General features: G+C 43.8%; 18 protein-coding genes and 1 pseudogene. 7 read left to right on the forward strand and 12 right to left on the reverse strand.

Annotated elements, in window-relative coordinates; all coding sequences use genetic code 11:
- Nucleotides 1-251 precede the first annotated feature (251 nt).
- Nucleotides 252-2,207 (forward strand): BCCT family transporter, encoded by a 1,956-nt coding sequence (locus tag DXX94_RS16760; protein WP_116017645.1) that lies wholly within the window; start codon nt 252-254, stop codon nt 2,205-2,207.
- Between the two features lie 157 nt (nt 2,208-2,364).
- Here the strand turns inward: DXX94_RS16760 and DXX94_RS16765 are convergent.
- From DXX94_RS16765 to DXX94_RS16775, 3 genes and pseudogenes are all read right to left on the reverse strand, one after another.
- Nucleotides 2,365-2,808 (reverse strand): annotated as a pseudogene (locus tag DXX94_RS16765) (alkaline phosphatase PhoX); the annotation flags it as partial.
- Between the two features lie 131 nt (nt 2,809-2,939).
- On the reverse strand, nt 2,940-4,169 hold the full coding sequence (locus DXX94_RS16770; RefSeq protein WP_116017647.1) for an ABC transporter permease: 1,230 nt from the start codon (nt 4,167-4,169) through the stop codon (nt 2,940-2,942).
- The gene (locus tag DXX94_RS16775; RefSeq protein ID WP_116017649.1) at nt 4,169-5,005 is read right to left on the reverse strand and encodes an ABC transporter ATP-binding protein; all 837 of its coding nucleotides are present in this window, start codon (nt 5,003-5,005) and stop codon (nt 4,169-4,171) included. The genes DXX94_RS16770 and DXX94_RS16775 overlap by 1 nt, the downstream gene beginning before the upstream one ends.
- A 339-nt stretch (nt 5,006-5,344) precedes the next feature.
- On the opposite strand from DXX94_RS16775, the gene DXX94_RS16785 reads away from it, so the two are divergent.
- A complete protein-coding gene (locus DXX94_RS16785; protein WP_258872195.1) occupies nt 5,345-6,037 on the forward strand; it encodes a DUF3299 domain-containing protein in 693 nt (230 codons plus the stop codon).
- A gap of 119 nt (nt 6,038-6,156) precedes the next feature.
- Here the strand turns inward: DXX94_RS16785 and DXX94_RS16790 are convergent, their stop codons facing one another.
- The 8 genes from DXX94_RS16790 to DXX94_RS16825 form a co-directional block, all read right to left on the reverse strand.
- Nucleotides 6,157-7,194: a CobW family GTP-binding protein gene (locus DXX94_RS16790; protein WP_116017653.1), complete on the reverse strand. Its 1,038-nt coding sequence runs from the start codon at nt 7,192-7,194 to the stop codon at nt 6,157-6,159.
- Nucleotides 7,195-7,389: 195 nt separating this feature from the next.
- Entirely contained in the window at nt 7,390-7,803 is a 414-nt protein-coding gene (locus tag DXX94_RS16795; RefSeq protein ID WP_116017655.1) for a MerC domain-containing protein, read from the reverse strand.
- A gap of 143 nt (nt 7,804-7,946) precedes the next feature.
- A complete protein-coding gene (locus DXX94_RS16800) occupies nt 7,947-8,525 on the reverse strand; it encodes a Fur family transcriptional regulator (RefSeq protein ID WP_116017657.1) in 579 nt (192 codons plus the stop codon).
- A gap of 4 nt (nt 8,526-8,529) precedes the next feature.
- Nucleotides 8,530-9,138, reverse strand: a complete 609-nt coding sequence (locus DXX94_RS16805; RefSeq protein ID WP_116017659.1) for a ZrgA family zinc uptake protein — start codon at nt 9,136-9,138, stop codon at nt 8,530-8,532.
- Between the two features lie 112 nt (nt 9,139-9,250).
- Nucleotides 9,251-9,979, reverse strand: coding sequence for a DUF1826 domain-containing protein (locus DXX94_RS16810; protein ID WP_258872196.1), 729 nt, complete (start codon nt 9,977-9,979; stop codon nt 9,251-9,253).
- A gap of 500 nt (nt 9,980-10,479) precedes the next feature.
- The gene (locus DXX94_RS16815) at nt 10,480-11,292 is read right to left on the reverse strand and encodes a DUF4124 domain-containing protein (protein ID WP_116017661.1); all 813 of its coding nucleotides are present in this window, start codon (nt 11,290-11,292) and stop codon (nt 10,480-10,482) included.
- Nucleotides 11,293-11,340: 48 nt separating this feature from the next.
- On the reverse strand, nt 11,341-12,066 hold the full coding sequence (locus tag DXX94_RS16820; RefSeq protein WP_116017663.1) for a DUF4124 domain-containing protein: 726 nt from the start codon (nt 12,064-12,066) through the stop codon (nt 11,341-11,343).
- 217 nt (nt 12,067-12,283) lie between these two features.
- Nucleotides 12,284-12,955: a PilZ domain-containing protein gene (locus tag DXX94_RS16825; protein WP_258872197.1), complete on the reverse strand. Its 672-nt coding sequence runs from the start codon at nt 12,953-12,955 to the stop codon at nt 12,284-12,286.
- 311 nt (nt 12,956-13,266) lie between these two features.
- Between DXX94_RS16825 and DXX94_RS16830 the strand changes: the two genes are divergently transcribed.
- From DXX94_RS16830 to lolE, 3 genes are read left to right on the forward strand one after another with little or no spacing between them, the layout of a single operon-like run.
- Nucleotides 13,267-14,484, forward strand: a complete 1,218-nt coding sequence (locus tag DXX94_RS16830; RefSeq protein WP_116017665.1) for a lipoprotein-releasing ABC transporter permease subunit — start codon at nt 13,267-13,269, stop codon at nt 14,482-14,484.
- Complete coding sequence (lolD, locus tag DXX94_RS16835) at nt 14,477-15,187, forward strand: lipoprotein-releasing ABC transporter ATP-binding protein LolD (protein WP_116017667.1); 711 nt, start codon at nt 14,477-14,479, stop codon at nt 15,185-15,187. Before DXX94_RS16830 ends, lolD begins: the two co-directional genes overlap by 8 nt.
- Nucleotides 15,188-15,220: 33 nt before the next feature.
- Complete coding sequence (lolE, locus tag DXX94_RS16840; RefSeq protein WP_116017669.1) at nt 15,221-16,513, forward strand: lipoprotein-releasing ABC transporter permease subunit LolE; 1,293 nt, start codon at nt 15,221-15,223, stop codon at nt 16,511-16,513.
- 125 nt (nt 16,514-16,638) lie between these two features.
- On the opposite strand, the gene DXX94_RS16845 is transcribed toward lolE, so the two are convergent.
- Nucleotides 16,639-17,148, reverse strand: coding sequence for a DUF2062 domain-containing protein (locus DXX94_RS16845; RefSeq protein WP_116017671.1), 510 nt, complete (start codon nt 17,146-17,148; stop codon nt 16,639-16,641).
- A gap of 76 nt (nt 17,149-17,224) precedes the next feature.
- Here DXX94_RS16845 and DXX94_RS16850 point away from each other — a divergent pair, with 76 nt between their 5' ends.
- Entirely contained in the window at nt 17,225-19,771 is a 2,547-nt protein-coding gene (locus DXX94_RS16850; RefSeq protein WP_181901577.1) for a DNA internalization-related competence protein ComEC/Rec2, read from the forward strand.
- A 191-nt stretch (nt 19,772-19,962) separates the two neighbouring features.
- Nucleotides 19,963-21,009 carry a tetraacyldisaccharide 4'-kinase gene (lpxK, locus tag DXX94_RS16855; protein ID WP_116017675.1) on the forward strand — a complete coding sequence of 349 codons (1,047 nt, stop codon included), beginning with the start codon at nt 19,963-19,965 and terminating at the stop codon, nt 21,007-21,009.
- Nucleotides 21,010-21,033: the final 24 nt, after the last annotated feature.

Raw genomic sequence — 21,033 nt, forward strand, 5'->3', positions numbered from 1 at the left:
AATCAACCCGAATTTGCTATCTAATTGTGCTATCATCTAAAACCTTTATATTCGAGCTTAATTCTTTCGCCGTTTTTCGTTACTTTTTAGGTTCTCTACTTTGTCTCTGCCTACTGACTAGGTGGCTAAAGTAAAGCGTATTAACCTAGCTTTGGTGTTGAGTAACGCCTAAAACTGATTATTGAAAGCGGTTAAACAATTAAGCATTGACTCTCATATACAACCTGCGCTTTGCGCTAAGGTGTCACTTAATGATGAAATTGAATTCATCGAAGCTTAATCGCGCCGTTTTTTTCCCCTCCACCCTTGCTATCATTGCCCTGCTCGCGTTTACCTTTTTATGGCCAAAAAGTGCATCGGCAACCTTTAGTGCTATGCAAGCTGCAATCACTGTTAATGGCGGCTGGTTCTATGTTTTAGCGGTGGGCATTATTTTAGGGTTTGTGCTGTACTTGGGAATTTCTCGCTTTGGTGAGATAAAGCTCGGGCCAGATCATTCCACCCCTGATTACAGCATGAGCACATGGCTATCAATGCTCTTTGCTGCTGGCATGGGCATTGGTTTAATGTTCTTTGGTGTTGCTGAGCCAGTAATGCATTATCTATCCCCTCCCACCGCAGAGCCAGGCTCAATTGATGCAATGCGCGAGGCGATGAAAATTACTTTCTTCCATTGGGGGTTTCATGCTTGGGCTATCTACGCCATTGTTGCACTAATATTGGCGTACTTTTGTTATCGCCAAGGGTTGCCGTTAACGCTGCGCTCAGCGCTTTACCCGATTATTGGTGATCGCATCTATGGTTGGCCGGGTCACTTAGTGGATATTTTTGCCGTTGTCGGTACGGTATTTGGTGTTGCTACCTCACTGGGCTTAGGCGCAAGCCAAGTCAACGCTGGCCTTAACTATTTGTTTGAGGTTGATGTTAGCCAAATTAATCAAATGCTGATTATGCTAGCGATTATCTCGTTGGCGTCGATTTCCGTGGTTACGGGTTTAGACAAAGGTATTAAAATTTTGTCTGAAGTAAACATGGGGTTAGCGATAATGCTGATGCTACTAATTTTTGTACTTGGCCCAACCGTTTACTTGTTGCAAGTATACGTGCAAAACATTGGTGGCTATTTATCTGAGATTGTTGCCAATACCTTTAATTTATTTGCCTACGAGAAGAAAGATTGGATCGGCGGCTGGACAATTTTCTATTGGGGCTGGTGGCTAGCATGGGCACCATTTGTTGGCTTGTTTATCGCACGTATTTCAAAAGGCCGCACAATTCGTGAATTCGTTTTAGGGGTACTGATGGTACCTACGGCATTTACCTTATTGTGGATGACCATTTTCGGCAATTCTGCAATTTCACTGATTGTTGATGGTGGATTTACCCGTTTGGCTGAAATGGTCAATGAAAATGCTGCGGTTAGCTTGTTTGTATTTCTGGAAGCAATTCCTTGGTCAACAGCGCTAACGGGATTATCTATTTTGATGATTGTTATCTTCTTTGTCACCTCGTGTGACTCAGGGGCTATGGTCATTGATATGCTGTGTTCAAATGGTGAGAACGATACACCAGTATGGCAGCGTTTATTCTGGGCATGCTGTGTTGGTGTTGTAGCGGCAATACTAACCTTAGCTGGCGGCTTAGAAGCGTTGCAAACCATGACCATCGCTAGTGCCTTGCCATTTTCAATAGTGCTGCTCGCCGCTTGTTTTGGTTTAGTGAAAGCGCTGCGTGTTGAAGCAGCAAAACGCGATGCAATGCAATTGAACTTGTCTACTACCAATATGTATCGCCACAAAGACGATTGGCAGGAAAAGCTGGATAATATTTTATCAACACCCACCAAGAAAAACGCTGATGTGTTTATTAAAAGTCGTGTGCGAAAAGCGTTTGAAAAAATGAAGGAGCAGTTCGAAGCCAACGACATTGATGTCGGCATCGAGTCAACGACTTCTGGCTTGCAGCTAAAAGTTTTTCATGGTGATGAGCATGACTTTATTTACGCAGTGAAAAAGAGTGAGCATTTACAGCCAGATTTCAACAGCGATACCGATAGCAATTCCGATAGCTACTATCGCGCTGAAGTACACTTAGTGGAAGGTGGTCAAGACTACGACATTATGGGCTGGTCAGAAGCTGAAGTACTCAATGATATTGTTGATCAATACCAAAAGCATATGCACTTCTTACACTTGTTGCGAGAGTAGCAGCGTCTTGAATTGCAGTGTATAGCACAACAATTATCATAGTAGTTGAGTGGACTTGTTAATAAGTCGCTGATGAATAAACAATAAAGCCACCTCAGAGCAGGTGGCTTTTTACTAGCTATTTGTATCGACTTCGCTTTCTTGCTACTTTTGTTTGCTAAGAATTAACTAAACTTAGTGCACTTACGTCTTGCCATGGGCCTTTTATCGCGAGTGTTTTGGCTGGCGAATAAAGGTTAACAAATAACGTTGAACCATCCGGTGAGAAACAGGCGCCGGCGAGTTCTGTTTGTGCATGCAGGCGGGCAAAATCATATAGTTTACCGTCGGGGGTTACACCGCGCAGGTGGTTGTTAACCACCTCGGTATATTGGTCTTCACACACCAATAAGTGGTCTTGTGGGGTAACGGTTAGGTTGTCGCCAAAATTAAACAGTGACTCATCTTCGCTTTCTAAAAACAGTTGTAAACGAGCCGGCTGTGCACGCTCATGTACTTTGCCTTCATATGCTGATGGTTGATAACGCATAATTTGACCAAGCTGTTTGTTGCCACCATTCGTGCAACAGAAGTACAGTTCGTTATCGGCCCAGTGAATGCCAGTGACGTCAACCCGAGGCAAAATTTACGTCTAATGACCATATGTTGTCCTTTAATTGATAACTTCAAGATTGTTTAATATCTGTTAGTTAATGTCATTTGATTAGCGTCATATACTAAGCGCTATAACGCTCACTGCTTTGCATTGCGAAACGCCGACAGCGCAGGCGGAATTGCTGCGATAAAAGCTAATACGGCGATAAGCAAAAGTGTGATGACATTGGCTTGCGAGAAAACGTTGGGTGTTATGGCAAGGCCGTAATGATTGAGCAGGTAATGCTGTGCAGATATTAAGCCTGTGCTTAGAAGCCCTGTCGCTAATAGCGCACTAACAATGACAATTAGCATGGCCTCAAGTTCAATAAACCAATAAATAAATAGCGGTGAAGCGCCAATCATTCTCAGTAATTTTATCTCTTGTCTGCGCTCGTTAATGGAGCTAATTAACATGGCGCTAAGCCCAAGCAGCGCTGAAATCACCACTAATGCTGATATTAATCTAAGTGCTTTTTCAACAACCGACATGGTTTGCCACAGCTCTTGTAATGCAACGCCCGGTAATATTGCCATTAGCGGCTCGTTATTGTCGGTATTAATCTGTCGCTGAAGCTGAAATACGCGCATTTTTGAAGTAAGGCCAAGCATCACAGCGGTAACTGACGTTGGTTGCAGCTCAGGAGCTGCCATCGACACTTGGCTAGCCGGCTGCTGCCCAGAGTTTAATGGCCGTGCTAAATGCACAGCGCTTAAGCCTTGCAAGCTTACGTGTAAACTTCTGTCAACGGGTGTCCCCGTAGGGGCCAATATGCCAACGACTTGAAAGGGCGATTGCTTATGCTGAGTAAAGCTAGTGCTACCAATGCCATGTGACAAAATCAGTTTATCACCAAGCTGGTAACCCAAGCGCTTCGCGACCTCACTGCCAAGTACCAGCTCAAAAACACCGTTAAATGCTCGCCCCGCCTCAAAGCTGAGCTGTTGCTGCTGACCAAAGCTAAAATAAGTAAAGTAATTTGTTGTTGTGCCCAGCACGCGATAGCCTTTATGCGAGTCGCCAAGTGAAATCGGCACGGCCCATTTTACGGCATTGTGTTGACTAACGCTTTGATATGCTTGCCAACTAATATTGTTGGTCGGTGCCCCCATACGAAATACCGAGTAGAGCAGTAAGTTCAAACTGCCTGTGCGAGTGCCAACAATAAGGTCAACACCGGAAACGCTATTAGCGAAATTAGTTTTTGCTTGTTGGCGAATATGCTCAGTGGCCAGTATCACCACAATACTGACAGTGACGGCAAATATGGTCAGCATGACCGAGCCTTTGCGGTGCCATAAACTCTTGCTGGCAATTTGCAATAACATTAGCGGTGTTCTCGCTTATGTTCATTGCCTTGGTAGTTATTATCTGTGGAGTTATCACTTTGGCAGTTATCGGCGGCAATATTGAAATCATATAACGCTTCGACATGATCAAAGTGCGGTGCCAGTTGGGTGTCATGGCTAACAAATAATAAAGTAGTTTGCTGGTCGCTATTATCATTTGCACATAGCTGCGTTAACAGATTGATAAAATTATTACGCGCGGCAGTGTCCAGTGAAGAGGTTGGCTCATCTGCAATCAGCAATTTAGGTTGATTGATAAAAGCTCGTGCAATACCTACACGTTGCTGTTGGCCAACACTTAGCTGATTAATTGGCCGATGCCAGTCTGCTGACGGAATACCAAGTCGCTCTAGTAAGGGCATAATGGTTTGCTTCTTGCTAACCTTGCGTTTAGGGCCTTGTTGGGAAGCAAAATGATTGGCTAGTTTGATGTTGTCTACGGCGGTTAAATAGCTGATTAAATTGAATTGCTGAAAAATATAGCCAGTATGCTGCGCTCGGAATTTGTCACGTTGGCGAGCGCTCATTTGGTTGATGGGCTCACCCAACACCCGGACAGTGCCTGATGCGGGTGTTAAGATGCCTGCGAGTATATTAAGTAAACTTGTTTTACCACTGCCTGATGCGCCAAAGATAAAGCATTTTTGCCCTTGGGGCACAGACCAGTGAGGGATATCGAGCACAGGCGATTCTGTACTAACTTCTGCGCTACCTTCAACGCTGCCTTCTGCGCTACCATGGCTTGTTGGAGCTGCGTTTCTTTTCCCTTGGTTGTAACTAAACGTTAGGTTTTCTATTTCGACAGCTAGACTCATATAAACGGACTATTCTTATGCAATTGGTTTTATGCAATTGGTATTAATTGTTATATTGTCACTAAAGTTGTGTTTTGTGATAGTATCACGATGTTGTTAGGAGTTAGAAGTCTGTAGGTTAAATTTGTCATGAGAAGCTCAGCGAAACTGATTCGCAATGCCCAATTCCCCCGAGCTGGTATGTTTACTATTGCTAGCAATACAAGTAGCAATACAAGTAGCAATACAAGTAGCAATACAAGTAGCAATACAAGTAGCAATACAAGTAGCAAAACAAAGTGCAAAGGAGTTAAGCCTCGCAATTGTAATACAACGAAGGAGTTAAAGGTTTTTTCTACAGTGCTCTTAATCGCAGGCGTGCTACTTAGCAGTGGCTGCAGTGAGTCACAGCAGGGCGAGGAAATTAGCACGCAGGTGCATGCGGCAGAAAACCCTAATGAGCAAGTGATTGAGCAAGTTATTGAGCAAGAGCTAATGGCCTTTAGCGATGGTTCACATCTTAAATCTGGCGTTTTCCGATCCATAGAGTGGGGCGATCTAATTCCGGAAGATGATTTACAAGCCTTGCTTAATCCACCGGATTTTCTGATACAGATTGAAGATGGCTCTGCCGAAGATCAAATCACTAGCACTATTCAAAATGCTATGGCAGCAAACAAGGCGGCAAATAATGCTGCAAATGGCGAAAAGCAGATAGAACCTTACGAGCAAGCGCTGGTATCTACCAATATTATAGAAGCCATGAATGGGCAAAAAGTTCGTATTCCTGGCTTTGTTGTGCCATTAGAATTTAACGATAACCAAGTTGTCACTAGTTTTTTCTTAGTTCCTTTTTTCGGCGCTTGTATTCATGCGCCACCACCACCGCCAAATCAAATAATCTTTGTTGAGTCTGAACGCGGTTTTGCGCTTGAGAATCTTTATGAACCTATTTGGGTGTCGGGGAAGTTGGCAACTGAGCTATTTGAAGACCAGCTAGCAACCGCAGCCTACACGATGCGACTTACGCATATTGAAAAATATGATGGTTAATTCAATGGGTATAAGTTTTATCGAGGTTGAATAAACCAGTTTTAGCCAATAACTGGGTATTGGCTACATCTTGTTAGTTTTGTAGTGTTAGCTAAGCCTTGTTAATTACACCAAGGCGATTATGAACGAGCTTCGTCAATAAGTGCCTGCTTTAATGCTTGCTCCCAAGCACTTTCTTCTACTTTATCTTCATCGCAGATGATTTCTATTCGGCTCTCAAGGCACTCATCTAGCATAGCTTCGGTAAGGCCATCTCGGGTGCTGTTATAGCCAAAAATACCATCACTTGTGATAAATACGGCTTTAATCCGCTCTGCACTAATACGGGCTAAAAGCGCTACTAGCTTTGCGCGATCAAATACCTTGTCAGGTGCAAACCGCCAACCGACACTGCTAAAGCCTTCTCCTTGATTGGCGGCTTTTAAATAACCTGATGTTGGCATGGGCTGTTCGGCTACAATTGGCGCTGCTGAGGCCTTTTCGTGGTGATGATGGCGATGAACGACAGGCACATGGTCTGTTTTACCGCTAAGCCAGCTCAGCTCTATTTTACCGTGCTCTGCAAATAGTAATTGCTGCGCAGGGCAGCCTTGAATTTGTTGGTTGCTGATATAGCTGGCTAATGCTTGTTGGTGAACATCTGAATACAAATCTACTTTGTTGCCAACCACAATATCGGCAATTGCGATTTGTTGGTTAAATGTCGCATGCTCGGTGTAGCGCCTATCGGCCAAATTACGTGCGTCAACGAGCGTGACGGTTTTTTGCAAATCTAAAATTTCGCTGTAGTAGTTATTCGACAGCAATTGCAGTACTTCAACTGGGTGACCTAAGCCCGTTGGCTCAATTAATAAGCGATCAGGCTTGGCTTCTGCGAGCAGCAAGTTAAGTGCGATTTGCATGGGCAGCCCAGACGCACAGCACATACAGCCGCCGGGCACTTCTTTGATAAATACTTGTTGGTCGGCTGCTGATGAACCTTGAAATAAACTGCCGTCAACGCCAATTTCACCAAACTCATTGACTAAGATTGCCCAACGCTCATGACTGGGTTTCTCATTGAGTAAGTGCATGATCGCAGATGTTTTTCCTACACCAAGAAACCCCGTGATGATATTGGTTGGAACAGCGAGAATTTTATCGTTTTTTTGAGTCATGAATTTGCTCTTGTACTGCAGAGTAAAAATATTGGTTTGCTATTAGCTGCGCTCAGTTTTTATGGCCAAATTAAGCTTTCTCGGCCTAATTATACTTTCGCGAACTAGTTACATTTCCATGTGGAGTAGGGGCCTGTATCAATTCAAAACTAAGTCAAAAATAAGTTAAGCACAAGCCATCACAATGCTAACAGTTTAACTCGCTTGCTCTGACGGACATGCACACTTATCGTGGCTGCGACACAGACTAAAGTTCTTCACATGAGCGACCGCGATAATGGTTGCACCTACTGTAGTTAATAATTTTTCACCAATTTCACCAAGCAAGTGCTCACCAAATAGTGCTGCCGCTAACAGCGTTGCAAGGCCCACTAGGCCATAGCTTACCACCGTATAATTACGATGCTTTTTACAGCCTAAGGTAAGTGCATAAATACTGGTAGGTAAGACTGCCATGACCATCCAAAAATGAAACGACTCTTGTGCCATAGGTAATACCGCCAAACTAGGAACGATGACCAGTAATAACGGAAGCGCTAAACAATGCAGGACACAAAGCATAGAGAGGCTGATCGCTAGTTTGTCGGCATAAAGTGATAATAATTTCATTGAGTAAACCTTATTATTTTAGTGTAGCTAGCTGTGCTTTTATTGTTGGCGCATCTAGCAAGTTTTCATAAAAATCTGTTAAGTAAGCTATTAGCTAGTTTCTGTCTGCTATCAGTTATTGGCCGCTAGATACTGGCTGCCAGTTACCGGCTATTAGCCGTTGGCGACAAATTGTCGATAAGTGGTTGGTTATAAACCACCTCTTTAACCTGCTTTTCGGCACAAGTAGCTTCTTCCTTGCATTGAGCCTTATCGGATTGTTTTTCCGATTTGATTGCACACGCTTGGCATGTGCCTGTCAGTTCAATTTGTGGCGAATTTAGTTGATAACCCGTTTGCTTAATTTCATCGATTAGCGCAGCCAAGTTAGTAGAGCAGGCGCTGAGTTCATCAACGCGCTGACATTGCTGGCAGACGATAAATTGTGGCAATTCGTGTGAATGTTCACAGCCGATGTAGGCACAGGCGACGTATTTATTGGCAATGTTTAATCGATGTGCCAAATGCACTGAGGCAAGGAAATCTAAAATACGATAAGCCGACATTGGTGCCAGTGTTTGCTGATAATGCTCGCTGTATAACTCAATCAGCTCGTAAGCGGATACCGCTTTATCTGCTTGAAGCAAAACACTTAATACTTGTTTGCGTTTTTTCGTTAAGCGTTCACCGCTCTTGCGGCAGCTTTGCTCTGCTTGCTCGATGTGAGTTTGCCAATTCTTCATTATATTACCTCAACTCAAGCACTGTGTTGGAAGGTATGAGCGTTGCGCTACCTTGCTGTGTTCTGGTTAGCCAAATTGCACGAACTTTTGTTAAGCGGCTAAAGTGTTTAAAGAGTTCGATAGTCATTGACTCTAGCGTATGAGCTTGCTGGCAATTAAACAGGTAAGTTGCTGATACTTCAGCGTGTTCGTGTTGGTGACTGTCGTCATGACTGTCAGGCTTTGGCATTAGACTCTGTAAATCGATAAATTGCTCTGTCAGTTGGCATTTTACGTTAGCAAATTTTAAAACCTGCGCTGTGTTTGTCAGCTGCTGTTTGGCATAGTTGATCTGAGCGAGTTCTTGCTCATCTTGGGCGCGGTGCTCAAAGCCAACAATACTTTCTGCAGGTGCAATAAGGTTGATTTGAACTTGCTTGCCTTCGACGACCACAGTTAATTCTGCCATACCATGGACATGTGCCTGTAGGTTTGACGAATGGACATGATGATCGTGATGAGGAGTCCCAGCCTTGTTATGGTTGTGCTCACTGGCGTGCACTGCCGCAATATAAGCGACATATAAGAAGCTAACAAAAACGAGAAAAATTGTGGGTAATAAACTGGAATTCATATCAATGGAGCTAGGCAGAAACTGAGTCAAAACCTGAGTCAAATCTTAAGCCAAACCCTGAGTTTTGTGTTGGTTGCAAGGTAGTCACTGGGTTAATCACTAACGTAGTCAATTAATCACTAAAGTCTAGGGTCAGTAATAAACGCTGTTCATTGTCACTCAGGCTAGGCGAGCGATGAACAATGCCGCCGCCTTCGTTGTTGTACCAAGACTCACCTTTTAGCAGGGCAACATCACCAGCAGCTAGCTGGTTAATATGGTTAAGGTCACGAATAACACCAGAGCTATTATCTGGTAAGCCTTTGCCACCAAAACCAAGCTTAGTGCGATCGACCACGTTATTGGGTAACCACTCTGTAGCGTTGCCTGTAAAGGTTGTTACCAACCGACAGGGCACTTTATCGACATGGAATTTAGGACACATAGCATGGGTCAAATGAGTTAACCTTAACCCCACACGCTTTAGTTCAAATAAGGTGCAAAACATATCAACAAGTAGCGCAATATGCTGACAAAGCTCTGGTGCAGCATTTAACTCAGCCGATTGTTCAAGTAAATTCTCGACGACATTATCGGCATCGGTCGTCATCACTACTTTCAAGTTTGCAGCGTTTTTCAATAGCTGCTTAGCTTCTTCACTAATGCTCGATGAAATGGCGTTTTGCCACACCGCGATATTGATATTGTCTTGGTAAATGTCCGTAAAAATTGCAGGTTGATCGCCAAAACACGCTTTGCGTACTGGATTTTCAGGCTCAGCTTTTGGTGATAGTGCCACGACCTCAGACTTTGGGGCGTGTGATGGCGTTTCTACTGACATTGATGTGGCGAGGCTGCTCATAATTACACCTGTTACTTTATCTCTTTTCACCATAAAGGTGATTCACTTTCCCTTAACGCCTCATACATGTTTTATTCGTTATTTTTACACTGTTTGAGTTTAACGCTTGCTCTTAGGGTTAACTCAAAAGAGGGGGGCGAATATCATTGGAATTATTGTAATGTTACAATGTAACAAAAGTAAAGTGAAGATTAGTTGGTCTTGGTTTTTCTTGGTTTGAATTAGTTTGAATTAGTTTGAATTAGTTTGGTGGTGGTTAATGTTGATGTTACACCGAGCTAGTTAGGGTAACCACTAGCTGAACAGAGAGCGGTAAGCCAGAAAGCGGTAAGGAAGTTTAGTTTAGCCAAGTGCCTTGGTCTTCAGGTACAAGTACATTGGTTTTCAAATAACGGGGAAGCACAGTGTTGTGTTACTTTATTTCAACATACCCGTTGCATTGTTCAGGTAGTGTGAATAGGGCGTTTCCTCGGAAGGAAACGCCCTCAACGCACTTGAAACTAAGACTTTTTAGTAAAGTGCCACAGTATGGGGTTGTGAGTGTGGCGCAGTATCATCTTGTTTTCATCGAGTGTTTCCACGCGCCATGATTGTTTAGTACCAATTTTGCCTTGTGGGTGTTTTTCAAAATCGAAAACGTACTCTAAGGTTAGTTCGCCATTGATCAGGTCCCAGTTGCCTTCAGCCAATGACTTACTGTGATTGTGCTCTGCTACTTTGAATTCACCCCAAGACAGCTCTAGTCGCTTACCTTTACTATCGTACCAATCGCCCATCATCAGTTCTTTGTGATAGCTTTTCGCAAATTTGTCGCCATTGACGCGCAGATAGTGTTGTGTGCGATTGTCTGGGTCAATCACGCTCATCCGTGTATGGTTTAATGAACTAACCGTTAGCTTTTCTGAAATGCCAACCATAGCGCTATTTTGTGGTTTTTTACTGTCGCGGGTGTAGGTTAAAATAATTTCTTTGCCTTCTTCACGCCAGCGGCCACTAAATAGGGTATCAAGTTGGCCCTGACGAGCCGACCATTGATGAATGTTGAATAAGCCATTATCACGTAAAAATAGGGTGCGAACACCTTTAGAGGTCATTGACCACCAAGCGCCATCAAGGTGAGTGTCGACGCTGCTTTGCCCTGTTTTTTTGGGTTGCACACCAATCTTAAGCTCTTCCATTTCTTCATTGAGATCTGGCGGTGGTGTTTGTGAGAAGTAAGTATTCCCGTCTTTGTCGACCCACTTATAGATTTGTGCGTTAACTTGCCATGGTGCAATGACCAATAGGCTGAGGATGATTGTTATTTTTAGCATTATTATTCCTCGGTTTTTTCTTAGTGAAAGTTCATACAACCGCACGAGTTAACCATTAACTTGTCGCGGTTTAAAAAGCTTTTTCTGCTCTTGCATCAGTGAATAGTAGTAGCTTGAATATTGGCGTTTAAGTCGATTTGCTTGATTGTGGGCTTTGCGATTTCGGTCTTTGCACTTCACCCATGCCTTAGCTCGGTCGCTATTCGTCCATCCGGTTTCATTGGGTTGTTTGCATTGCGCGTCAATTTTATTCATCGCCGAGGATGCCATTTCGTGTTCGTTGATAATGGTGTCAGCGACTTCTTGATAGTAAAGCTCAATAGTTTTTTGGTGAATCGCCACCTTACACGCGGCGTCTCCAACCGTCTTTTTTATGCTAGCGGCGTTACCGCGCTTTTGTACTTCGATATAGCGATCAAAATTTGTTTGGTAATAGCGCCAAGCGCCTTGTAGCGAAGACATTGCATTGAGCAGTCGGGAATTTAAGTTTTGTTGATACTCATAGGTGCTGCCTTTGCAAACACAGCCGGTGTCAGTGCATCGCGCTACAGCGCCGCCAATTCGCGGTGAGACAAACCATGATGGGTGAAAACCAAACTTTCCTTGTTTGGCTTTGTAAAGCTCGGTTTCTTTTGCTTCTTCAGCGCACGGCGTGCCTTGAAATACCACTGAATCGTTGGCGTCAGTGCATTGGTAAACTTTGCTGTGGGTTGATAATGAGAAGAATAAGAGTGTAAAAAAAGCGAAAAGTACGCCAAACAGCTGAGTCGGCATGGTGTCAGTCCCTTAACATGCAAAAAATAGTGCGTTGTGTTAACTTGCAATTCAGCGCTTTCTTTCTACTTAAACATTCGAAAACTGTATGCAAAAGTTACTAAAACGCACTGAATTGCCTAGAATTTCGACAAAATACTAACCTTGTTTGCGCTTAGGTTCAATGCTAATTTTAATCGCGTGTTTTGCGCATGTTCTGGGCGTGTTCTGGGCGGGTTTAATCGCCCGCTTGTTCTCGGCGCTTTTGTGCAAGTGCTTGAAGTTGTTTTGATTGTTGGTGCAGGCTATGGCGAACCAGAGTTTCTTGATCTTCTTCGCGAATATGCTCAAAAATCACTTTGTAGGCATGTTGCTTTGCTTGGTCGTTAGCTTGGTTTTCCGTTAGCTCGTCAGTCTCAGCTGGGGCTGCACTGTCGGCGGGCATCACTTCAACGAGCTCACCAATGCAGTAAATTGCGCAATTTTCCTCTAACAAGAAAATTTTCATTTCTAAGCGTTGGCCAACCGCAAACGTTTGCTCGCTGTTAAAAATCACTCCGCCACCGCCGAAGCGAATTCCTTGATAACGCATTGCGGGCTCGTCTTGTTGGCTCAGAATATAGCCGACTAATAAGTCGATCTTATGGGCTTGATGATTAAGGAAGTCGGTTAACTGGGTAGCAACACCACCTAAGCCTTGAATTGAGCGAATGGCAGCTTGATCAATAGACACCATATCGCTAGCCATTTTAAATGGCAGCGGCATACCTGCCATAAAAGCTTCAAAACTGCTGGCTTGGTATGCCGCAATCGGCTGCAAATTAATGCTGAATTGATGCTCGATAGAAAAAAATTCATCAAATTGCTGCAATTTAGTTTGTAAATCTAGCGGGGTGATTTGTGTGCTCATTTGTTTACCTTACTGCGCGAACTGGTGCTGACCTAACAACATTCAAAGCCCTGCTTTTTAGCATTGCATGGTGCTTGTGCGCGGTGTGAGTTATCGCTGATAGGGATTAGTATTCAATATTTATTGAACTTTTTCGAGTAATTTGTCACTCACGATTAGGGTTAAATGTCGCTAGGTAGGCTGCTTTGAAGCAGTATGATATGCTCTGCACCAAATAACTTATTACCAATTGGTATTGAGTTTACTCATTTTGTTACTTACCAAACGTCGACATACTAAGAAGACAAATAAAATGGACACAAAAAAATTATATGTTCCAGCCTGTTAATTGGTTTATTGGCCTAAGATACAGCCAAAGTAGAAGTCGCACAGGCTTTGTATCTTTTATTACCTTTTTCTCCATCGCGGGCATCCTTTTGGGTGTCGCTTCGTTAATCACCGTCGTTTCTGTAATGAATGGCTTTGAAAATGAGTTGAAAACCCGCGTACTTGGGCTCGTGCCACATATCACAGTTGAAACGCAGCTAAACGACGAGAGTATTCGCCAAGATTTGTTGGCATTGCCCGAGGTTGCTAGAGTAACCCCACTCGAGGAAACCGAAGCTCTTGTGCAGTCGGCAACCGGTATGTCAGGCATTTTGATTCAAGGTATCAACCCAAGTTTAGAGCAAGACTCGATTATCGCGTCACACATGATAGCGGGTAACTTGGCTGATTTAGCACCCAGTAAATACCAACTGGTGATTGGTCAAGCGTTGGCGCGCCAGCTCAATGTCACCATTGGCGATAAAATGCGTTTAATATTGCCGAGTCGTACTATGTTCACGCCGATGGGACGCGTGCCAATGCAGCGTAACTTTACCATTGCTGGTGTGTTTAACTTGGGCTCACAAGTTGATGATACTGTGGTTTATTTACACCACAGCGACGCACGAAAAATTATGCGTAAGCGAAGTGGCGACGAGCAACTGCTCAGGGTTTACTTGCATGACGCGTTTGATGTCTCGTTGGTAACGCCTAAGCTGCAAGCAAAGTGGCCTAACCTTGAATTAACCACTTGGCAGCAAAGCCAAGGCACCTTGTTTTCCGCCGTTAAGATGGAAAAAAATATGATGTGGCTAATGTTAGGACTCATTGTCGCAGTGGCCGCATTTAATATTGTTTCTGCGCTGGTTATGGTGGTTAACGACAAACAGGGTGAGATCAGTATCTTACAAACTATGGGAATGGATAAGTCGGGTATTATTCAAGTATTTATTACCCAAGGTATGGTTAATGGTGCCTGGGGGGTAGTGCTGGGTACTGCGCTAGGTTTGCTATTAACTGTGGTGTTAAATCCTATGCTGGCAGTGTTCGGCATTAATATTTTTGGCGCGGGTTATGTCAGTCAAACATTGCCTATCGTACTTGCTTGGCAAGACGTCGGTATTATTGTTATTGGCGCTTTTATCATGAGTTTTATCGCCACCCTTTATCCGGCCTATCGTGCCAGTCAAACTCTTCCAGCTGAGGTGTTACGAAATGAGTAGTGTTCTGCAATGTTTAAACCTGTCGAAGACCTATCAAGAGGGAGGCGAGAGCACTGCGGTTTTGTCTGGACTAGAGCTTGATGTAAAACGCGGCGAGCTACTGGCGATTGTCGGCAGCTCTGGTTGTGGTAAAAGCACGTTTTTGCATTTAGCTGGTGCACTGGATTCACCAAGCAGCGGGCAGGTGATGATTCAGGGCACTGATATTTTCTCATTAACCGATAAGCAAAAGGCAAAATTTCGCAATCAGCACATCGGCTTTATCTACCAGTTTCATCATTTGATGATGGAGTTTAGCGCCCTTGAAAATGTCGCGATGCCTTTGTTGATTGCTGGCGAGTCTGCCAAAACGGCGCAAGACAAAGCCAAGGCAATGCTAGTAAAAGTGGGTTTAGAACATCGTCTAAGTCATCGCCCATCGCAGCTTTCTGGTGGCGAACGTCAGCGCGTTGCAATTGCGCGAGCTTTAGTGACAGAGCCTGCCTTGGTGCTTGCTGATGAGCCAACGGGTAATCTAGATTTTGATACGGCGCAGCAAATTTTTGAGCTGATAAAATCGTTAAACGCTTCACTAGGCATTAGCTTTGTGATTGTTACTCACGATCTGTCATTGGCCGCAAAAATGGACAGGCAATTGCGCTTAGACCACGGCAAACTTGCTTCATTGGTTGCGCCAGTAGAGCAAGCAAGCCAAATAGGCTAGCAGCATTTAACATGGATTTTAGAGGATAGTTCGTTGTTTCAGCCACTGAGTTTATTTGTTGGCTTGCGTTATATTCGCAGCCGTCGTGGTAAAGGCTTTGCCAAATTTATTTCTGCCGCTTCTACCATAGGTATTGCCATTGGCGTGGCAGTATTGATCATGGTGCTTTCCGCTATGAATGGCTTTGAGAAAGTACTTGCTGAAAAGTTGTTGTCAATTGTGCCGCATGCCGAGTTAATTTCGGTTAATGAACCGATAAAACGCTGGCAGCAAGGTGCTCAGCAAATGCAAACGCATCCAGAAGTAATTGCAGTTGCGCCTGTCATTAAATTAACTGGAATGCTGCAGTATAAGGCGGCATTGAAAGCCGTGGAAGTGCGCGGAGTTGATGCGCAGCTAGAGACTTTAGTAAGCGATATAGGCGACTATATTGTTGATGGGAAGTGGTTTGCACATCAAGGAGCAGACGCGCTAGCTGGCTCAGATAGCAAACGTTCAGGCACGCCGATAGTACTAGGTGCTGGTGTTGCAAAACGTCTGGGCGTTAAAGTTGGCGACAAGCTACAGGTGTTATTACCGCAACAGGCGGGTGAGCAAAGTAATCGACAACGTTTTAGCGCACCAAAAAGACTTAACGTAGAAGTAAAAGCGATATTTCTTTTTGGCGGTACGATTGACGATACGCTAGCGTATTTGCCGCATGCAGCCGCCGCCAAAGTGCAAGGCTATGATAGCGACACAGTGCATGGTTTACGCATTAAAGTAACTGATGTGTTTGCCGCGAATAATATTGCCCGTGATCTAGCGTATCGATTCAATCACTATGTTTACATCTACGATTGGACGTACACGCAAGGACACTTGTTTAACGATATACAATTAGTGCGCACTGTGATGTTTATTGTCATGGTGTTGGTTATCGCGGTTGCCAGCTTTAACATTGTGTCGACTTTGATCATGGTCGTAAAAGAAAAGCAGGGCGATATCGCCATTTTAAAAACCATGGGTGCTAATCACCGCCAGATCATGACAGTGTTTGTCATGCAAGGCATGAGCAATGGCGTTATTGGCGCTTTGTCTGGTGCATTAATTGGTAGTTATTTAGCGCTTTATTTAACTGATATTGTTTCTGGTTTGGAGCAATTGTTTGGCACTAAATTTCTCTCAGGGGATGTTTACTTTGTAAACTACTTACCAACGGCACTTAATCTTAACGAAGTGTATTTAACTGCCGGAGTTGCAATGGTGTTAAGTGTACTGGCAACCCTTTATCCTGCGTGGCAGGCGGCAAAAATAGACCCTGCACAAGTGCTTGGGCAAGCGTAGTTTGTACCAATTACAACTTCACAAAAGAAAAAGCCGTTAATCAGTTATTTGATTAACGGCTTTTTCTTTTATGGAATTTAAATTGGTTTAGTTTGATTGCTGAGTATAGCGCGAGAGAAAGCTTTCTAACGTTGTGCCCGTTTTCTCCACTCTTTAGTCACGGAATAACGCCACAATAATTGAATACCAAAATAGCCAATAACAGCAAAGGCAACGGCTAACACACCACAGCCGACTAAAAATGCAGGCCCAATGGTTTGCAAACTATCAACAACCCATTGCCACGAGGCTTCAAAGTTAAATGCTTGCTCTTGTGCGCCGACAACCCAAGTACCAACAATATAACAGCCGTAGAATATCGCCGGCATGGTCAGTGGATTCGTGATCCACACTAAGCCAATGGATAGCGGTAAATTGGAATGTACTATAATGGCTGTACCTGCTGCCAATAGCATTTGAAAGGGCACGGGAATAAACGCAAAAAATAATCCAACAGCAAAGGCTTTTGCGACGCTACGCCTGTTTAAGTGCCACAAGTTAGCATTGTGTAAGAGGTCACCAAAAATTTTTAAGTGTTTGTTGGACTTAATCGTATGATGGTCAGGCATGATACGTTTAATGACTTTTTTGGGCATAACTTACTACAACTAAAGGATTTTTTGATTAACCACTATGGATAGGTGGCTACTCGGCTTCATCGTGGGTGCTATTTTGTCACTTTTGCCCCCAAAAGTGCCAGCGCTTTTTTATGAATGTTTGTTGATATTTGTAATCATCATCGGCGTGCTGTTTAAGCAATGGCGAGTATTTGCATGCCTGTGTTTTGGTGCCCTTTGGGTGTTAAATCATGGAGATGCTTACAATAGTATTTGGCGTGATAACGAGATAAATTCTGAGCAGTTTTTTCGGCAACAACATCAAGCATTGATTGAAATTACAGATATCCCAGTAGCAACCCAAACAGGGCTGCGCTTTACTGGCTTAATTAAAAAGCTTGAACAACAACCATTGGCTAGGCCAATAAAAGTAAGACTGTCGATAAATAATCGATACTTTCCTAAAAATTATACATTTCAAAGCCAAAGCCAAAGCCACAAAAACAGTCAAGCCCAATATCATGACGATGGAAATAAAAGCACTAAATATCGTTTCGATAATCTGCCAATTGCTTTGCATCAAGGCGATGTACTTAATACCAAAATTAAATTTAAACCCGCTCATGGCCTAGCGAACCAAGGGGGCTTTAACTACCAGCGCTGGCTAAGAGCTAATGGCATTCACGCAACAGGCTATATTGTATTAAAAAAGTTCGAAGCGACTAGAGCTTTAACTAAGCAGTCAAGTCAGTTCGCAGGTGTCGCGCATTATAGTGTTGATCATAGTATTGGTAAGTCAGTGCGAGAACAGTTATATCAGCGCGTTAAATCACTTACCCAAGGCTTAAGCCAACAGCCGTTAGTTTTAGCCTTGCTGTTTGGCGAACGATCACTGTTTGATGAGCAAACATGGCAAGTGCTGCAAGCAACAGGGACTCAGCACCTTGTTGCCATTTCAGGTCTGCACGTCGGCTTAGTTGTCGCAATTGCTTATGGTTTCGCAAAAATATTGATAAGAGTTATTCCGTTTTACTTGCTCTCAGCACGAGGTAGGCAGGTAGTGACCCAGCGTAATTCACAGTTTTTTTTACTCTCTTTTAGCACGCTTGTTACCGTATTTTACTGTTACCTTGCTGGCTTTTCACTTCCTACCGTACGCGCATTAATCTTTTTTCTGCTGTTTGTAATCAGCCCGCTGTTACCGATACGTCTTTCACCAACACGGCTTATTTTGTTAAGTGTTGTAGTGACGATTATTTTGATCCCTTCGAGTGTTTACAGCGTTAGTTTTTGGCTTTCTTATCTTGCGGTTGCGGCCATTATGTTAGTTTATTGGCGCTTTGGTTTTTGGCTTGGCAAAGTGCCGCGAAGATACCCCAAAGTCGTTAAAAACATTGCGGGTTTTATGCTCATCCAGATAGGAATTGTTATCTTGCTAATGCCAGTAACAGCACTGTTGTTTGGGCAAATATCGACAATAAGCGTGCTTGCCAATAGCGTGGCTCTCCCGATTGTTGGCCTTGTTGTTATGCCTTTATTGTTTATTGCTATGTTGCTGCTAGCGTTCGGCGAACCACTATTTAGCTTAGTAGCAAATATTGCCAACGCAGTATTGGAGTGGCTTTGGTTGTTTTTGCAATGGTTATCTCATATCCCAAGTGCTTCGCTTAGTTTATCTAGTAAGCAGACGTTAGTAATTTGTGTACTTGTTTTAATTGGAACATTGCTCGCTGTATTTAGGTTTCAACGGGCGAGCAGCGGCTATTGGCGCAATAGTGTTCAAGGGAAAAGTAGCTCGAAAAGCAGCGCTATTCTACCCACGAGTGTGGCACTGGGTGCAATTGTGCTGTTATCTGGTTATGTGCCTTCGTCAAATCGCGATTGGCAGGTGACGGTTCTAGACGTTGGGCAGGGACTGGCAATTGTTATCAGCAAAGGCGATAAGGCAATTTTATACGACACTGGCAACGCTTACCCCAGTGGCTGGAACTTGGCTGACCAAGCTGTTCTGCCTTATCTCAAATACCATGGACTCACTTTGGATTATTTCATTGTCAGCCATGACGATAGCGATCATGCTGCGGGCGCGCCACAAGTAGTAACTGCATATCCAGACGCGAAGCTTATATTTAACGGCGAGTTACCTTTTATAGTAGCAACCAAAACGCACCCTTGTCAGCAAGGCCAAACGCTTGATTGGCAAGGGCTCTCACTCACTATGTTATGGCCGGAAAAGAGAGCCGCAGAGCATAATGATGACTCTTGTGTTGTTCGCATTTCGGACGGTAAGGCCTCGGTATTACTCACAGGTGATATTACTAAGAAAGTAGAGCGCCAACTTATTCGAGACACATCCGGTTTAGGCTTGGCTTCTGATATTGTGGTAGCGCCTCATCACGGGTCTAAGTCTTCTTCGTCCAAAGACTTTATCAAGCATCTTAATGCCAAGGCAGTGGTGTTTAGCGCAGGGTATTTAAATCAATGGAAAATGCCTAGCCAACAAGTTGTTGCCCGTTATCAAGATACCAATACGCAAGTTTTTTCTACAGCGCATGATGGCATGGTTAAGTTCTCTATGTCGGCTACATCCGGCTATGAACAAAAAGGCTGGCAAGTCAGCACTTATCGAGCCGATATTTCACCCTATTGGTTTAATAATTAGGGGAGATGTTATTACTTGTAAGCGATTAAAGGTTTATCAGTTGGTTAGGCGTTTGATTGTCGTTACAATAGCGAAATTCACCCAATTGATATGTTTTTATGTCTGCCTTTTCCTTTTCCTTTTACTTGTGCTTTGCCTTGGGCTTATGCCTAAGCAAAGATAACAATGGCTAATAAGGCAGGCTAAGTTTTATGCGCTTAATTGAAAAAGTCTGGTTCTACCGTCACCCCGTTAAATGGGCTTTAGTACCGCTATTATTGCCGTTATCAGCTTTGTTCTGGTTGATAACCTCGCTTCGTCGCGTGTTTTATCGACTAGGCATTAAATCATCTACTAAGCCTGCGTTGCCGGTAATGGTGATTGGTAATATTGGTATTGGTGGCAATGGTAAAACGCCACTAACACTGTACCTTATTGAGCAATGCCAACTGCTTGGCATTAACGTGGGTATTGTCAGCAGAGGCTATGGCGGTAAAGCGCCACATTACCCTTATTTAGTTGACGAGCACAGCACGGCGGCTGAAGCAGGTGATGAGCCCCAGATGATTTTTGACCGCACTAGCGTGCCTATTGCCGTTGGCTCAGATCGCATTGCATCTATCGCGTTATTGGCAGAGCAGGGTTGTCAGTTGGTGCTTGCTGACGATGGCTTACAGCATTACAAAATGCAGCGTAACGCGGAAGTGATTGTGGTTGATGGCAAACGTCAATTTGGCAATGGCTTATTGTTACCAGCAGGACCGCTTCGTGAAGGTAAGTGGCGTTTAGACGCGGTTGATTTTATCATTGTTAATGGCAAGTCCGACGCTAACGCTAGCCAGCAACGAGCATTTGGATCTTCAAGGCCTAAAACCCCAGTATTAGAGATGGCTTTAGCACCCAGTCAGTTTATCAATTTGGCGACAGGTCAGGCCCTTGGTGTTGATGAGTTTATTCAAATACATTCGAAAGTAAATGCAATAGCGGCGATTGGCGATCCAGCTCGCTTTTTTACCACCCTTAAGCAGTGTAAACTTACGTTAAATAAAGTGCAGGGCTTTGCTGACCATCATGCATTTAGTGCTCAGGAATTAAATGCGCTATCAACTTCTTTGCCTTTGGTGATGACAGAAAAAGATGCAGTCAAATGCCAAGCCTTTGCACAAGATAATTGGTGGTATTTGGCCGTTAATGCCAGTTTTGAGCCGACGAGTGCAGAGTTTTTACAGCTGCAACTTAAGCGCTTATTAGAAAAATAACGTATTAAAATTTAAGAGAATATT

Origin of the sequence: Thalassotalea euphylliae, assembly GCF_003390375.1 — a bacterium.
Classification (GTDB): domain Bacteria; phylum Pseudomonadota; class Gammaproteobacteria; order Enterobacterales; family Alteromonadaceae; genus Thalassotalea_F; species Thalassotalea_F euphylliae_A.

Bases quoted from the DNA above. Each gene is read 5' to 3' on its own strand.
- DXX94_RS16825 (WP_258872197.1), bottom strand. From the start codon at position 12,955: ATGAGCACACAAATCACCCCGCTAGATTTACAAACTAAATTGCAGCAA.
- DXX94_RS16820 (WP_116017663.1), bottom strand. From the start codon at position 12,066: ATGCCGACTCAGCTGTTTGGCGTACTTTTCGCTTTTTTTACACTCTTA.
- DXX94_RS16800 (WP_116017657.1), bottom strand. From the start codon at position 8,525: ATGAAGAATTGGCAAACTCACATCGAGCAAGCAGAGCAAAGCTGCCGC.
- DXX94_RS16770 (WP_116017647.1), bottom strand. From the start codon at position 4,169: ATGTTATTGCAAATTGCCAGCAAGAGTTTATGGCACCGCAAAGGCTCG.
- DXX94_RS16790 (WP_116017653.1), bottom strand. From the start codon at position 7,194: ATGACTCAAAAAAACGATAAAATTCTCGCTGTTCCAACCAATATCATC.
- DXX94_RS16830 (WP_116017665.1), top strand. From the start codon at position 13,267: ATGTTCCAGCCTGTTAATTGGTTTATTGGCCTAAGATACAGCCAAAGT.
- DXX94_RS16845 (WP_116017671.1), bottom strand. From the start codon at position 17,148: ATGCCCAAAAAAGTCATTAAACGTATCATGCCTGACCATCATACGATT.
- DXX94_RS16815 (WP_116017661.1), bottom strand. From the start codon at position 11,292: ATGCTAAAAATAACAATCATCCTCAGCCTATTGGTCATTGCACCATGG.
- DXX94_RS16805 (WP_116017659.1), bottom strand. From the start codon at position 9,138: ATGAATTCCAGTTTATTACCCACAATTTTTCTCGTTTTTGTTAGCTTC.
- lolD (WP_116017667.1), top strand. From the start codon at position 14,477: ATGAGTAGTGTTCTGCAATGTTTAAACCTGTCGAAGACCTATCAAGAG.
- DXX94_RS16775 (WP_116017649.1), bottom strand. From the start codon at position 5,005: ATGAGTCTAGCTGTCGAAATAGAAAACCTAACGTTTAGTTACAACCAA.
- DXX94_RS16810 (WP_258872196.1), bottom strand. From the start codon at position 9,979: ATGAGCAGCCTCGCCACATCAATGTCAGTAGAAACGCCATCACACGCC.
- DXX94_RS16760 (WP_116017645.1), top strand. From the start codon at position 252: ATGATGAAATTGAATTCATCGAAGCTTAATCGCGCCGTTTTTTTCCCC.
- lpxK (WP_116017675.1), top strand. From the start codon at position 19,963: ATGCGCTTAATTGAAAAAGTCTGGTTCTACCGTCACCCCGTTAAATGG.
- DXX94_RS16795 (WP_116017655.1), bottom strand. From the start codon at position 7,803: ATGAAATTATTATCACTTTATGCCGACAAACTAGCGATCAGCCTCTCT.